We start from the raw sequence: 13,956 nt of genomic DNA on the forward strand, positions 1-13,956 counted from the left end.
TTCAATGAGCAACGAAAATAAAACAGGACAAAACGAGACTTTAGTTAGAGGATTAACAAATCGACATATACAATTAATTGCCCTTGGAGGTGCCATAGGAACCGGATTATTTCTGGGAATCGGACCTGCGGCAGTATTGGCTGGCCCCTCAGTGATTTTAGGGTATGCCTTGGCCGGAATTATTGCCTTTTTTATCATGCGCCAGCTTGGTGAAATGGTAGTTCAGGAGCCGGTATCTGGAAGTTTTAGTCACTTTGCTTATAAATATTGGGGAAATTTCCCCGGCTTTGCCTCAGGATGGAACTACTGGATTCTCTATATTCTTGTAAGTATGGCCGAGCTTACAGCCATTGGACATTATATTCACTTCTGGTGGCCGGAAATACCACTCTGGGTATCCAGTTTATTCTTTTTTGTAGTGATCACTGCGCTTAATCTTGCTTCTGTAAAGGTGTATGGAGAAACTGAATTCTGGTTTTCCATTATCAAAGTAATCGCGATTATTGCCATGATTGTTTTCGGTGTTTATCTGTTGATCAGCGGAACCGGTGGAGAAAAAGCTACGGTTACAAACTTATGGAATGATGGCGGATTCTTTCCGAAAGGATTATTCAATAAAACTGAAAACGGATATTCCGGATTATTTGCAGCAATGGCGATGATTATGTTCTCTTTCGGAGGATTGGAGTTGATCGGAATTACTGCTGCTGAAGCTAAAAACCCTGAGAAAACCATTCCACAGGCAACCAATCAGGTGATCTACAGAATCTTGATTTTTTATGTAGGGGCATTAGTTATTTTATTCTCATTAAGCCCTTGGAGAGAAATTACAGAAGGTTCAAGCCCATTTGTAATGGTATTCGAGAATTTAAATGGAATGGAGTTCAGCCTTTTTGGAAAAGTCATTCAATTCAATGTATTAATCGCGAATGTTCTTAATCTTATTGTACTGACTGCTGCTTTATCGGTGTATAACAGTAGTGTTTACAGTAACAGCCGTATGCTTTTTGGATTAGCTCAACAAGGGAATGCTCCTAAGTTTTTGAAAAAACTTAATAAAAATTCCGTGCCTATCAATGCGATCATTGTATCTTCATGTTTTGCAGGAATCTGTATTATCATCAATAAACTGGTGCCGGAAAAAGCATTTCAGTACCTGATGGCTCTTGTAGTGTCTACGCTTATCATTAACTGGATAATGATCTGTTATACCCATTTGAAATTTAAAAAATCAATTACCGAAGAAGGAATTCAATCGAAGTTCCCTTCGATATTCTATCCGATTTCCAATTATATCTGTATTGCATTTTTGGTTCTTATTTTAGGGCTGATGAGTATTACAGGAATGGAAATACAGGTAATTCTGATTCCGGTCTGGATAGGATTCTTATTCGTTATGTATAAATTATATAAACCGAATTAACAGGTTGTAAATACATATAAAGAATATGGTTTTTGGAAACTTTTTTAGGAGTACAGAAACCATTTTTATTTTAAAAAGTACTATTGATGAAACATATTTTTAGTTTCCTGTTCATGGGTTTGTTCTTTATTTCAACGGTTGCTCAGAAACGAGATTTTACTGTTTATATTGAAACTTCTGATATCAAAAATTTTTGGACAGCCTATGATGAGGTTCAGAAGTTGGATAATGAAGCACAAAAGATGTCCACTTTTCAAAAGCTATATGTGGATAAAGCAACTTCTGGACTAAAAGACTTTATTCAGTCAAGGAGCTTTACTTCCAGGCAGTGGATTGAATCTTTTGAATCAAAACCAAAGTTCTGGAATTCTGTTAGAAGCAAAACTGAAAATATTCAAAAGGATTTTAAAAATATTGAGAATCTTTATCAAAGTTTTAGCCGATTATATTCCGGATTTTCTCCGCCAAAGATTTATTTCACGATAGGAAACCTTAAAGGTGGCGGAACGGTCATTAATGGAAATCTTATTATTGGTTCTGAATTGGCATCTTCCGATAAAACCGTAGATTATTCGGAACTTTCCAAAAATTATCAGGACAGGATGAAGATGAATTCAGGCGTGATCTTTCTTACCGCTCATGAACTGGTTCATACCCAGCAAAACTTAAAAGGTACTACAACAAACTTATTAGGCCTTTGTTTAAAAGAAGGTTCTGCAGATTTTATAGCAGAGCTGTTAATCGGAAAAAAAGTGGAAGCACCTTATATGAAATATGGAATACAACATCAGGAGTCTTTGTGGGATGATTTTCAAAAAGAAATGAATGGTAAAGACTTTCAGAATTGGTTGTCTAATACAGCTGTCATAAAAGACAGGCCGGCAGACCTTGGGTATTTTATAGGGTATATTATTACCAAAAAATTCTATGAAAGATTAAAAGATAAAAAATCTGCTATCAACACTATTATGAATCTGGATTTCAGCAATACAAAAGAAACTCAAGATTTTTTAAAAAAGTCAGGATATAAAACAGACATAAAGTAATCTGCTTTTTCTTATATTAGTAATAAATTATATTCTGAAAGATTGAAGATCTAAGCTGTTTCATAATTTGGAAATAGTCTCGTAGATCACAAATCACTTCAGAACGAAATTTTATGATATGCAGACTAACTTCAATGAGATACAGGAGATCATCGACCACATTGAACTGAATTTCGATAGAGAGGTCACTGCTCATGAGATAGAGTCTATGTCTCATTATTCTTATCGTAATTTCCAACGTATTTTTTTTAAACTTTTTAATGAAACAATCTCTGGATTTCAAAAACGGCTGCGTCTTGAGAATGCCTATAAAAAATTAATATATACAGAAGATAATCTCTCTGAAATAGCTTGGCAAGTCGGATATTTCAATATTCAATCTTTTTCAAAAGCCTTCAAAAACCAATATTCTGTTTCTCCGGCAGAAGCAAGAAAACAAAAATTTGATATTTTCAAGGAATTTATAGAAGACAGGGGTTCCGATCTGAAAATTGAAATTAAGTACAAAGACGCTGTTTCGGTTTACTGTAAATTTATTAAAGCTAAAGATTATAATAATCAGGAAATAGATGCTTTGTGGAAAGAAATTGAACCTGATGCTGAAATCTTTGATGCAGCGTATGGGGTGATTCGTGATCAGCCCTTAATTACTAGCCATTCAAACTGTAGATATGGGGCAGCAGTAAAGTCTGATGAAGCTATAGCCGGGTTTTCAAAAAGTGAAATATTGGGAGGTAAATATGTGAAGTTTACCCATTACGGATCTTATGATGATGTTCTGGAAACCTATCGTTCGTTTTACCGGTTTTGGCTTGCAGGGAAACAATTTTTGTTAAACAACTCTGATGTTATTGAAGAATATGAAGAACCCGAGGTTACTCATATTTATTTCCCATTATATGAATAAGATGTCCTTTTAGGACAAGAATTGTTTTTTTGAGACTCTAATTTTGCACCAGTAAATGACTGTAATGGGAATTTAAAGTGTACAATATAAGATGACAAAGAACAATGAAAAAAAATATATTTCTCCTGATCTTGCTATTTCCTTTCTGTAGCAAAGCACAGATCTCTGTTCAGGCATACGCCGGCAACAAAGAAACCGAGGTGTTGGGAATCTACGATAAGGACTTTGGAAATAAATGGAATTATTTTGCTTCAGGAACTATAGGATATGACTACCATTTGAAAAAAGTGAATCCTGAACTGTATCAAAACATTAATTATGGAATTGGGAAAAATTGGGGAGTTTCCGCAGGAGTTCATATTTCAGATAAAGATATCATGCCGTCTGTAGGGTTGGCGTATGGAAAAGGGAATGATGTTTTTGGAATAAATGTATTTCCAGCTCTTACTTACTCTACAGATGCAAAAGAATTCGGATTGGGACTGTATACCTTGTTGGAATATACGCCTAAACTTAATGAGAAATTAAATTTTTACAGCATGCTAATTGTAGAATCTGATTTTAGTTTTAAAGAACATCAATCCAGCAGTCAGGTCATTCGTCTGGGACTGGAAAACAGAAAGAAAATGCAGTTCGGAATAGGAAGTAATATTTCCCAGACAGGACGTAGTTATGAAACCGATATCAACTTCGGAGTATTTATTGGAAAGAAATTTTAAAAATATGAATAAATTATTCACACTCACTTTTGTATTGAGTTGTATATGTACTATGACTATGGCACAGACTTATCATTTTCCTGAAGAATCTTCACTTCATGAAGGAACCTGGCTGCAATGGCCGCATCATTATCAGCATGGCACCACATACCGCCAAAGAGTAGAAAAGACCTGGGTTGATATGACGAAAGCATTACAATCCGGAGAAAAGGTTCACATTATAGCATATAATGCGGACGAAAAAAAGAGAATTACAACTCTTCTTGAGGAAAATAAAGTTCCGATGAAGAATGTAGATTTTAGAATTTATCCTACTGATGATGTATGGATCAGAGATAATGGGCCAATCTTCGTAAAAGATACAAAAGGAAATGTCCTTATTGAAGATTGGGGATTCAATGGTTGGGGCGAAAAATTCGATTTCGAGAATTGTGATGAAATTCCACAGCGCATAGGAAAAGATTTAGGAGTAAAGGTTATTGACCTCAATGAAGAAATGGTCAATGAAGGTGGATCAGTAGAAACAGATGGAAACGGCGTTTTGATGGCTTGTAAGAGTTCAGTAATCAGTCAGAAAAAAGGAGCTACAAGAAATAAAGAAATTACACAGCAGGAAGCTGAAGAAATGTTTGAAACCTATTATGGTGTATCCAAAGTGATATGGCTGGATGGAGTAACCGGATTAGATGTTACAGATATGCATATTGATGGATTTATGAAGTTTGTAAATCCTACTACTATGATAACAATGAATGAAGATGATCTTTTGGAGCTTGGGCTTTCTGATAAAGATATCAATACCCTTTATACCGCAGCGAATGTTAATGGTAAAGAATACAAAAAAGTATACCTGCCAGCGACTAAAAATAAAGTAAAGACAGCTTATGGAAAACAGCTGGACGAAAAAGGCTCCTATGTCAATTATTATGTTGCCAATACAGTGGTTTTAGTTCCTAATTATGGAGATCCTAATGATCAGATTGCTAACCAGATTATTCAGAAGCAATATCCTGGCAGAAAAGTGATTGGGATAGATGTGAGAAACTTATATGAAAATGGCGGAATGGTACATTGTGTTACCCAACAGCAGCCAGCAGGCAATCTGATGAAATAGAATAAGAAATTATAAAGGTATTATGATAAGACCTGTGGATAAGAATATCCCAGGACTTGTCATAATATTTTTTGCAAATAAATTTTATCATAGAAAATAGAAATTTAGCTATTGTATTTTCGTGGTTAAGTACAGGTGTTAGTAAAAAATATAATAATTAGAGTAAGCTTGTTTTTTTGCAGATAAATAGAAAGCTTTAGTGAATGTTTCATATAGAATATGACCGCTTAATCTATTATTTTTTTGTAAATTAGTGAAAAGGTATTATTCAAAATCAAGTGAAATTATAATACTCTTTTGAATTTCCGGCGGACGAGCCGAACACCGCATCACAAAGTAGGCATACCTAAAAAACACTCCTATGGCTAATCTATTTCAAACACTTACTAACACAGTTAAACATTGGTATATTCCATTGATCTTTGGAATCCTTTTTCTGATTTGCGGCTTTTATGTATTTAGTGTACCACTGGCAACGTATGTAACACTTTCTATCATTTTCAGTGTTTCGTTCCTGTTTTCGGGGATTACGGAAATATTCTTTTCCATACAGAATAGTAAATCTCTTCAAGGATGGGGATGGTTCCTTGTAAGTGGGCTTTTGACCACAGCAATTGGAGTTTATTTAATTGCTTATCCTCAGATTTCAATGTCTATTCTTCCATTTGTGGTAGGTTTTACCCTGCTATTTCGTTCTTTTCAGTTACTGGGTTTTGCTTTTGATTTAAAAAGTATGAAAATAATGAGCTGGGGAAATGTTGCCTTAGCAAGTGTAGGAGGTATTATTTTCTCTTTATTGCTGATATTTAATCCGATATTTACAGGAATTTCTCTGGTTACATTAACGGGTGTTTCCTTTATTTTTATGGGAATAGCTTCTATTATGCTGGCTTTAGATCTTAGAAAAGTTAAAAAGATTCCTGGAAAAGTAAGCCAGGAACTTAGGGATAAAATCAGATCTATACAGGAGGAAATTGATGATCTAAAAAAGTAATTTATTTATCATATGTTAAAAAAGGACTCCATTTGGAGTCTTTTTTATGGTAAAGTGAATGACTTTGCTAAAGGATATTGTATTTTTATCCCATTCATAAACTTGAAAAGGGATAAAAAAGTGTTCCACTAAAAAAATAATTATGGAAGGTGAAGTTAATTTACAGAATATTTTAAAAAATTTAAATCCATCTTTGAACGAAGGAAAGTATGTGTATTGCAAAGTGGATACTATTGATGAAATTCCTTTATCTAAAGTTTTGTTTCTGTTTAGGGAAGAAGAAAGTGTAACAGTAGTCGTGAAGAAAGAAGATGCCGAAGAGTTGAAGCTAGACTTTAGCTATGTCGCTTCATGGATTACTTTGGAGGTTCATTCTTCTTTATCTGCAGTTGGTCTTACCGCAAAGTTTTCCCAAGCTTTAGGTGAAGCGGGTATTAGCTGTAATGTTGTTGCTGCCTATTTTCATGATCATATTTTTGTAGATGAGAAAGATGCTGCGAATGCTATTGATGTATTGAATGCACTTAAAGGCTAATTTGGATGATATGAATCATTGATACGAATAGGAATATGGAAAATCAGGGTATAAGTGTTTTAAATATTAGGAAGCTTATCAATATTTTGTCTGATAAATTAGAAAAATTAGAAGATAAGAATGTAGCGATACTGGAAGATGATTTGTATTGGAATATTCTTGATGAAGAACTTTATAACCCTTACCATGAGCCTGCCAATCTTACAATGGGAAGTCTTACAGAAGACTGGGAATTCTTACAAAAAATAATAAACGGAGAACGTGAGATGATGGATTATGATTTGTATAAATTGTCTTCAGTTTTAAGGTTTTTAGGGAAGAGGAATATAATTAAAGAGAAGCAGAATAATGATTAAATAATATGGTACTTATAACATTATGAATAGGCTTGGTTCTTATTTATTTTAAACTAAGTTCTAAAGAAAATATCTTTAATGCAAAAAGAAATGATGACTCTGTGTATGATAAGATGCTTTATTATAGAGGATGGGTTGTAGCTGTTTTGTTAATTGTGATTTCTTTGACAGCACTTTTTAAGTATGCTATAGATTTTATTAAATGATAAATATTTATAATTACTGTCGCCATAGGAGTTCTGCTGGTGGCTAATCAATAATAAATCGGCCACATTTTATACAGATTTATATGTTATGGTTTTCCGTATTTTTTTCCATGAACTTCGATCTAGCTTTGTGAAAAATTAAAATCTGAAAACATGAAAACATTAATTGCATTGCTTGTATTGATATCAACATCTGTCATTTATTCTTGTGGAGGAAGTGGAGGAGAACCCGAATCAGGATATTGTACTTATAATGGGCACACTCTTTATACGGGTGAAAAAGGTGGCTGTTATTATTTGTCCTCTGGAGGAAATAAAGAATACGTCGATAAAAGTTATTGTCGAGGATGTAATTAAAAAAATGGAATGTAAAAAACAGAGGCTTTAGTATTTGTTTTTTTTATGAATGATTATAAAAAAAGCAAAACCATCCTGAGTAAGGATGGCTTATAAGCTCTGGGGAATTTGTATTTTTAGTGATTGTATCAAATCCAAATTAATACAAACTAGGATATTTCGAAGGATTTACCTCATGCATTATTTTGTAAACTTTTTCATATACATCCTCTATTTGTGGTTTGCTGAAATAATCACCATCTGTTCCATAGGCAGGGCGGTGCTCTTTTGAGGTTAAAGTTTGCGGTATACTATCCAGATATTGAAATCCTTTTTGTTCTTCAATTATTTTCTGTAAAATAAACGCTGATGCACCGCCAGGAACGTCTTCATCAACAATTAATAAGTGGCTCGTTTTCTTCAGGCTTTTTACAATATCATGATTAATATCAAAGGGTAATAGTGATTGTACATCAATAACTTCTACTGCGATTCCTATTTCTAGTAATTCTTTAGCTGCTTGTTCTATAATGCGTATAAGTGATCCGTAAGAAACAATAGTGATATCTTTTCCTTCTCTAATTACTTCTACAACTCCAACAGGTGTTCGGATTTCTGATAAGTTATGAGGTATCTTTTCTTTTAAACGATATCCGTTGAGGCACTCAATTAGCAAAGCAGGTTCATCACATTCCATTAATGTATTATAAAAGCCCGCAGCTTTAGTCATGTTTCTTGGAACCAAAACATGAATTCCTCTGATAGCATTAATAATCATTCCCATTGGAGAACCAGAATGCCAGATACCTTCTAATCGATGTCCCCTTGTTCTTACAATCATTGGAGCTTTTTGACGTCCTACGGTTCTATATTCCAATGTAGCCAAATCATCACTCATTATTTGAATAACATACAGTAAATAATCTAAATATTGAATTTCAGCAATGGGTTTTAAGCCGCGCATCGCCATTCCAATGCCTTGCCCAAGAATGGTAGCTTCACGTATTCCTGCATCGGAAACCCTATTTAACCCATGTTTGCGTTGTAATCCTTCCAGTGCCTGATTCACATCACCGATGTCTCCTGAATCTTGTCCAAAAATCATTACATTCCTATAAGATCCTAATAGCTGATCAAAATTATTTCTAAGGATAATACGGGCATCTACTTCTTCACTGGTGTCATTATACAGAGGTTTTACCTCTTGAATTCGTGTTGCTTTCATTTCCGATTGAGACATCAGATGAGAGCTGTATCGTGGTTGTATATTGACATAATAGTTTTCAATGAATTGCACTAAAGCAGTTTTAACAGGCTCATAAATAAGTAGTCTTAATGCCTTTTTGGCTGTAGTAATAATATCTTTTCGGATAGGCTTCCTAAGATTGGCTAAATTAGTAGCATATTTTTCTATATCTGTTTTATTAGAGCTTGAAATTGCAATTTTATTTAAAATATTGACTAATTCATTACGCTCATCTATAATGGGATCTGAATAAGCTTTCCAGGCATTCTTTTTACCATCCAAAACGCGGTTTTTAATCTCCTTATCCAGTTGATCTAGCTCTTCCGATGTCGCTATATCAGATTCAAGCATCCAACTTCTCATCTGTGCCACACAATCTTTTTCTGCTTCCCACTCTAAACGTTCGTTGGTTTTATAGCGCTCATGGGAACCCGAAGTTGAATGGCCTTGGGGTTGAGTAAGTTCCTGTACATGGATAAGAACTGGTACATGTTGTTCTCTTGCTATTTTAGATGCTTTTCTATAAGCCTCAATCAAAGCAGGGTAATTCCAACCGGATACACAGATGATTTCATATCCCTTCGCGTCATTATCTCTTTGGAAACCCTTTAAAATTTCAGAAATATTTTCTTTTGTAGTGTGATCTTTTGCATGTACAGAAATTCCATATTGGTCATCCCATATACTGATAACCATAGGAACCTGTAAAACACCAGCGGCATTAATGGTTTCAAAAAATAAACCCTCTGAACTGGATGCATTGCCAATTGTTCCCCAAGCAACTTCATTTCCTTTTCTGGAAAACTGATTGGCTATATCAGCGTCAGGAAACTCTCTGTAATATTTTGAAGCCTGGGCAAGTCCTAATAATCTGGGCATCTGCCCAGCTGTAGGTGAAATGTCTCCACTTGAATTTTTCTGTTCTGTTAATCGATTCCAATTTCCATATTGATCTATACTATGAGTGGCAAAATGGCCTCCCATTTGGCGGCCTCCAGACATTGGATCATACTCCAAATCAGCGTGGCCGTATAATCCTGCAAAAAATTGTTCTATGGATAATTGCCCTATAGCCATCATAAAGGTCTGGTCACGATAATATCCTGATCTGAAATCGCCGTCCTGAAATACTTTTGCCCATGCTAATTGCGGTACTTCTTTTCCATCCCCGAATATTCCAAATTTAGCCTTACCGGTTAAAACTTCTCTTCTGCCTAATAAACTGCATTCCCTACTAATCTTTGCAATCGTATAATCCTGAATGATCTCTTTTTTTAGTTCGCTGGAAAAAAGAGTTCTACTACTTTCATTATTTCTCATTTTCTTTTTGATATATACTTATAAAACTTAATATCTTATGATTAATACTGATCTAAATAAAGATCAAAACTACAATTTAAAGGAAGAGATCAATTATCTATTTATGGGACGTTTTGTGCGTTTTGTAATATTATATCTATATTTACTCAATATAATAGGTAGATAACATTCAATTAATAATCATGTCAAAACCGTTAACCACCGATGATTTTTACGACGTACATAATATTAATTATTCTCAGAGATCCGATGGGATTATTATTGTTAACCAAGCCTATCAAACAATGGATCAATTTGTGGATTATAAGCATTTCTTTGATGGGATTTTAATAAGTATAATGACTGAAGGCAGTATTAATGTTAACATTCATTTTCAAAAATATAATATCAAGAAAGGCGATGTAATTTTGATACTTCCTCATCTTCTTGTGGAGCTTCTGGAAACAAGTGAGGATGCACATATGATTACAATGGGATTATCTCTTGATTTTCTCAGTAATTTTCCGGTGTTAGGTAATTTTATAACAAATAATCAGGTGCGTTGGCAGCCTATTATACAACTGGATCATCAAAGTCATTTAATTTTAGAAGATTTGATTTTATTATCCCAAAAAGTATTTATTCAAAATCATAGTGAGAAAAAAACAGAAGTTTTGCATTATCTGATTTTTGCATTACTTTCTTTACTTTCCGAAAAATATTCAAACTTACCCAATGGTTCTAATTTACAGAAAAATCGGAAGCTTGAAATTATTGATAAGTTTTATATGCTGGTTTCGCAACAAGCGTACAAACAGCAGAATGTTTCTTTTTATGCAGAAAAATTACATTTAACACCACAATATCTAACCACATTATTAAAATCTGAAACAGGGAAATCTATGATACAATGGATCGATTATTTTGTGATTACCCGTGCAAAATTTTTGCTTAGATCTACCAATGATCCGATTAAGGAAATAAGCGCTGAGCTTAATTTTGGTGATATCAGTTTGTTTTGTAGATATTTTAAAAGAAACACAGGAACTACTCCTAAAAAATTTAGAATGCATTATGCTGGTGTAATAAATTAAAAGAGATTAGTTTCAAAAGTTGGAGAATATTGTTGGAACTAAAATAAAAAAGCAATCAACTGATAATCAGAAGATTGCTTGGCTTAAACTGTAGACTCACAGGGATTCGAACCCCAGATGACTGAACCAAAATCAGTAGTGTTACCGCTACACCATGAGTCTGTTTGTTTTAGTGGTGCAAATTTACAGCTTTTTTCTTTAGATGCAAGAACTTTTTGAATTTTTTTTTAAATTTACTGTGGATTTTATTTACGAAAAACATGCTGATAGACTTCAATAATCTCAATATTAATCAATTATCTTTCCATTCTGAGTTTGAAAAAAAAGTTGAATTTTTTTTAGAAGAATGGTCTTCCGAAGGAGAAACAGTAAATGTACAGACTTCAGGTTCTACGGGAGTCCCTAAAATTTTCGGGATCGAAAAACAAAAAATGATTAATTCTGCAGTGATGACCTGCGATTTTTTGAACTTAAAGGAAGGAAATACAGCATTACTATGTCTGCCTGTAGAATATATTTCAGGTAAAATGATGATCGTGCGCTCCATGGAAAGAAAACTCAAGCTAATCGTGTGTGAGCCTTCTTTACGTCCTGTTGAAAATTTGGATCAGGAAGTAGATTTTTGTGCCATGACTCCGCTTCAGGTAGAAAACTCACTGGATAAGCTGCATTTAATTAAAAATTTGATCATTGGGGGTGCCGCGGTCTCTGAAAGCTTGAAAAATAAGATTCTTCAGATGAACCTGAACCGTTCCAACCGTATCTTTGAAACTTATGGAATGTCTGAAACCCTTTCCCATATAGGCTTAAAGCAGCTGATGCCTGAACCGGAAGATTACTTCACTGTTTTTGAAAATGTTTCCATTTCTCTGGATGAAAGAGCTTGTTTAACCATCTTTGCGCCTAATGTAAATGCAGAACTGTTAGTAACTAATGATTTAGTTGAAATTAAAAATGATAAACAGTTTAAATTTCTGGGGAGAATAGATAATGTAATCAATTCCGGAGGTGCAAAAATTTTTCCGGAAGCACTGGAGAAATTAGTTAAAAAAGAAATCCCGAATGAAGCTGTATTTTTAGGTTTGCCGGATGAAAGCTTAGGGCAGAAATTGATGCTGATTATTGAAGGAAATCAATCTGAAGAGGTTATCAGAAACATTTCAGAAGTTCCTTTTGAAAAGAATTTTCATAAGCCAAAAGAAATTATTTTTATAGATCAAATTCCCAGAACTCCGAATGGAAAGGTCAATAGAATGGAATTGTATCAACTTATTAACGAAAGTATTTAAAAAGATCTTATTTTCTGACTCTGGAATCAACACGTTCAAAATGTACAACAATGAAGGATTTTTCAAAAGAACTCAGTTTTAAAACCTCACGCAGCAGCGGAGCAGGCGGGCAGAATGTTAATAAAGTAGAGACTTCAGTAACGGTACTTTGGAAAATAATGGATTCTGATTTTTTTAATGATCAGGAAAAAATATTGATTCAGGAAAAGCTTAAAAACAGAATCAACGCAGAAGGGCTTTTGTTTCTAACGGTTTCTGAAAGCAGAACCCAGTTGATGAATAAAAATAAAGCAATTGAGAAAATAACGGAGATTGTTAATAAAGCTCTTATCGTTCCTAAAAAAAGAACTGCTACGAAGCCTTCGAGAGCCCAAAAACAAAAGAGGCTAGATAGCAAAAAGAAGCTTTCCGATAAAAAAGAAAATAGAAGGTTTAAATTTTAGTTGCTTGTTTCGTGTAAAGCTCTATTTTTGCCGGAAATTTTTTAAAAATGATAAAAAAACTAATGCTATTGGGGGCTATTTTGACTTCTCTATTTTCTTTTGCCCAAAAATTTTCATTTATACCTTCTGTGGGATACGGATGGAGAGTGGCAGAGACCCCTTCAGGAGCTTCGAAACAAGAAAAAGATTATATCAAAGGATTAAAAAGCGGACTTCATTTTGATATTTCTGCTTATTATCACGTGAAGAATATTGGGATTGGTCTAAAATTTTCTAATTACAGTGCATCAAGTAATGGAATGTTATCCATGCCTAATTCTCAAGGAAATAATGTTTACTTTGCAGTGAGTACCAAAGACAATATTACTTTTATTGGGCCTTCTATCATGTATTCAAACTATAATGAGCCAACGAAACACAAACTACTTCTTGATATGGCACTAGGGGTTATTTCCTATACCACAAAAACAGGAAACATAAAAGGAACAGGATCCAATTTAGGCCTGGATGCAGGTTTTGGGTATCAATACGAATTATCTGACCATCTTTTTATAGGGCCTAAATTAAGTGTGACAGCAGGAACTTTAAACAAAATGACCTTTAATGGAACAACCGTCGACTTAAGTGATACGAAAGAAGGTTTAACCAGAGTTTCTTTGAGTGGAGTCGTTACATTCCATTTTTAAGTCTTATCTTTGGTAAAATTAAAGTAATATCATAATGACAGCAACCATCTTTTTATCTGCAGAGCGCCGACGAGCAGGATTATTGCTGTCATTATTGTATCTACATACAGATTCTTTTCTGAAAAGTTCCAAGGACTTTATCAATTAAGCCCTGTCAGGATCCAAGACAGGGAAACATTCCGATTTTCTTATTTATTTTTTTGCGGTTTTCTATAGAAGAAGGCATGGTTTCGCCTAGATTCTACATTGGATCGTTCGGGAAA

14 protein-coding genes and 1 tRNA gene are annotated in these 13,956 nt (G+C 34.1%); 13 read left to right on the top strand and 2 right to left on the bottom strand.

What is annotated here, in order from left to right:
• The first annotated feature begins 4 nt into the window (after positions 1-4).
• The 9 genes from GTR01_RS01500 to GTR01_RS01540 all read left to right on the top strand — a co-directional run bounded on the left by GTR01_RS01500 (position 5) and on the right by GTR01_RS01540 (position 7,657).
• The gene (locus GTR01_RS01500; RefSeq protein WP_160136109.1) at positions 5-1,423 is read left to right on the top strand and encodes an amino acid permease; all 1,419 of its coding nucleotides are present in this window, start codon (positions 5-7) and stop codon (positions 1,421-1,423) included.
• Between the two features lie 86 nt (positions 1,424-1,509).
• The gene (locus tag GTR01_RS01505) at positions 1,510-2,469 is read left to right on the top strand and encodes a DUF2268 domain-containing putative Zn-dependent protease (protein WP_160136110.1); all 960 of its coding nucleotides are present in this window, start codon (positions 1,510-1,512) and stop codon (positions 2,467-2,469) included.
• Between the two features lie 118 nt (positions 2,470-2,587).
• Positions 2,588-3,376 (top strand): GyrI-like domain-containing protein, encoded by a 789-nt coding sequence (locus tag GTR01_RS01510; RefSeq protein WP_160136111.1) that lies wholly within the window; start codon positions 2,588-2,590, stop codon positions 3,374-3,376.
• A 104-nt stretch (positions 3,377-3,480) separates the two neighbouring features.
• Positions 3,481-4,095, top strand: a complete 615-nt coding sequence (locus GTR01_RS01515; protein ID WP_160136112.1) for a hypothetical protein — start codon at positions 3,481-3,483, stop codon at positions 4,093-4,095.
• Positions 4,096-4,099: 4 nt separating this feature from the next.
• Complete coding sequence (locus tag GTR01_RS01520; protein WP_160136113.1) at positions 4,100-5,209, top strand: agmatine/peptidylarginine deiminase; 1,110 nt, start codon at positions 4,100-4,102, stop codon at positions 5,207-5,209.
• Positions 5,210-5,570: 361 nt separating this feature from the next.
• Complete coding sequence (locus GTR01_RS01525) at positions 5,571-6,203, top strand: HdeD family acid-resistance protein (RefSeq protein ID WP_160136114.1); 633 nt, start codon at positions 5,571-5,573, stop codon at positions 6,201-6,203.
• Between the two features lie 142 nt (positions 6,204-6,345).
• Entirely contained in the window at positions 6,346-6,738 is a 393-nt protein-coding gene (locus GTR01_RS01530; protein WP_160136115.1) for an ACT domain-containing protein, read from the top strand.
• A 35-nt stretch (positions 6,739-6,773) separates the two neighbouring features.
• Positions 6,774-7,094, top strand: a complete 321-nt coding sequence (locus GTR01_RS01535) for a hypothetical protein (RefSeq protein ID WP_160136116.1) — start codon at positions 6,774-6,776, stop codon at positions 7,092-7,094.
• Between the two features lie 359 nt (positions 7,095-7,453).
• Positions 7,454-7,657, top strand: a complete 204-nt coding sequence (locus GTR01_RS01540) for a hypothetical protein (protein ID WP_160136117.1) — start codon at positions 7,454-7,456, stop codon at positions 7,655-7,657.
• Between the two features lie 139 nt (positions 7,658-7,796).
• Here GTR01_RS01540 and GTR01_RS01545 read toward each other — a convergent pair whose 3' ends face one another.
• Positions 7,797-10,202: a thiamine pyrophosphate-dependent enzyme gene (locus GTR01_RS01545; protein ID WP_160136118.1), complete on the bottom strand. Its 2,406-nt coding sequence runs from the start codon at positions 10,200-10,202 to the stop codon at positions 7,797-7,799.
• A gap of 182 nt (positions 10,203-10,384) precedes the next feature.
• Here GTR01_RS01545 and GTR01_RS01550 point away from each other — a divergent pair, with 182 nt between their 5' ends.
• Entirely contained in the window at positions 10,385-11,275 is an 891-nt protein-coding gene (locus GTR01_RS01550; RefSeq protein WP_160136119.1) for a helix-turn-helix domain-containing protein, read from the top strand.
• 91 nt (positions 11,276-11,366) lie between these two features.
• On the opposite strand, the gene GTR01_RS01555 is transcribed toward GTR01_RS01550, so the two are convergent.
• Positions 11,367-11,437: transfer RNA gene (locus tag GTR01_RS01555), tRNA-Gln, on the bottom strand.
• 98 nt (positions 11,438-11,535) lie between these two features.
• Between GTR01_RS01555 and GTR01_RS01560 the strand changes: the two genes are divergently transcribed.
• The 3 genes from GTR01_RS01560 to GTR01_RS01570 are packed head-to-tail and all read left to right on the top strand — an operon-like array spanning position 11,536 to position 13,693.
• On the top strand, positions 11,536-12,564 hold the full coding sequence (locus GTR01_RS01560) for an AMP-binding protein (RefSeq protein WP_160136120.1): 1,029 nt from the start codon (positions 11,536-11,538) through the stop codon (positions 12,562-12,564).
• 50 nt (positions 12,565-12,614) lie between these two features.
• The gene (arfB, locus tag GTR01_RS01565) at positions 12,615-13,007 is read left to right on the top strand and encodes an alternative ribosome rescue aminoacyl-tRNA hydrolase ArfB (RefSeq protein ID WP_160136121.1); all 393 of its coding nucleotides are present in this window, start codon (positions 12,615-12,617) and stop codon (positions 13,005-13,007) included.
• Between the two features lie 47 nt (positions 13,008-13,054).
• Positions 13,055-13,693 carry a hypothetical protein gene (locus GTR01_RS01570; protein WP_160136122.1) on the top strand — a complete coding sequence of 213 codons (639 nt, stop codon included), beginning with the start codon at positions 13,055-13,057 and terminating at the stop codon, positions 13,691-13,693.
• The last annotated feature ends 263 nt before the right edge of the window (positions 13,694-13,956 follow it).

It is taken from the genome of Chryseobacterium sp. c4a (assembly GCF_009900745.1).
Taxonomy (GTDB): domain Bacteria; phylum Bacteroidota; class Bacteroidia; order Flavobacteriales; family Weeksellaceae; genus Chryseobacterium.

What these genes read in the sequence shown, in the direction of transcription:
- GTR01_RS01500 (WP_160136109.1), top strand. Translation starts at nt 5, where the DNA reads ATGAGCAACGAAAATAAAACAGGACAAAACGAGACTTTAGTTAGAGGA.
- GTR01_RS01505 (WP_160136110.1), top strand. Translation starts at nt 1,510, where the DNA reads ATGAAACATATTTTTAGTTTCCTGTTCATGGGTTTGTTCTTTATTTCA.
- GTR01_RS01510 (WP_160136111.1), top strand. Translation starts at nt 2,588, where the DNA reads ATGCAGACTAACTTCAATGAGATACAGGAGATCATCGACCACATTGAA.
- GTR01_RS01515 (WP_160136112.1), top strand. Translation starts at nt 3,481, where the DNA reads ATGAAAAAAAATATATTTCTCCTGATCTTGCTATTTCCTTTCTGTAGC.
- GTR01_RS01520 (WP_160136113.1), top strand. Translation starts at nt 4,100, where the DNA reads ATGAATAAATTATTCACACTCACTTTTGTATTGAGTTGTATATGTACT.
- GTR01_RS01525 (WP_160136114.1), top strand. Translation starts at nt 5,571, where the DNA reads ATGGCTAATCTATTTCAAACACTTACTAACACAGTTAAACATTGGTAT.
- GTR01_RS01530 (WP_160136115.1), top strand. Translation starts at nt 6,346, where the DNA reads ATGGAAGGTGAAGTTAATTTACAGAATATTTTAAAAAATTTAAATCCA.
- GTR01_RS01535 (WP_160136116.1), top strand. Translation starts at nt 6,774, where the DNA reads ATGGAAAATCAGGGTATAAGTGTTTTAAATATTAGGAAGCTTATCAAT.
- GTR01_RS01540 (WP_160136117.1), top strand. Translation starts at nt 7,454, where the DNA reads ATGAAAACATTAATTGCATTGCTTGTATTGATATCAACATCTGTCATT.
- GTR01_RS01545 (WP_160136118.1), bottom strand. Translation starts at nt 10,202, where the DNA reads ATGAGAAATAATGAAAGTAGTAGAACTCTTTTTTCCAGCGAACTAAAA.
- GTR01_RS01550 (WP_160136119.1), top strand. Translation starts at nt 10,385, where the DNA reads ATGTCAAAACCGTTAACCACCGATGATTTTTACGACGTACATAATATT.
- GTR01_RS01560 (WP_160136120.1), top strand. Translation starts at nt 11,536, where the DNA reads ATGCTGATAGACTTCAATAATCTCAATATTAATCAATTATCTTTCCAT.
- arfB (WP_160136121.1), top strand. Translation starts at nt 12,615, where the DNA reads ATGAAGGATTTTTCAAAAGAACTCAGTTTTAAAACCTCACGCAGCAGC.
- GTR01_RS01570 (WP_160136122.1), top strand. Translation starts at nt 13,055, where the DNA reads ATGATAAAAAAACTAATGCTATTGGGGGCTATTTTGACTTCTCTATTT.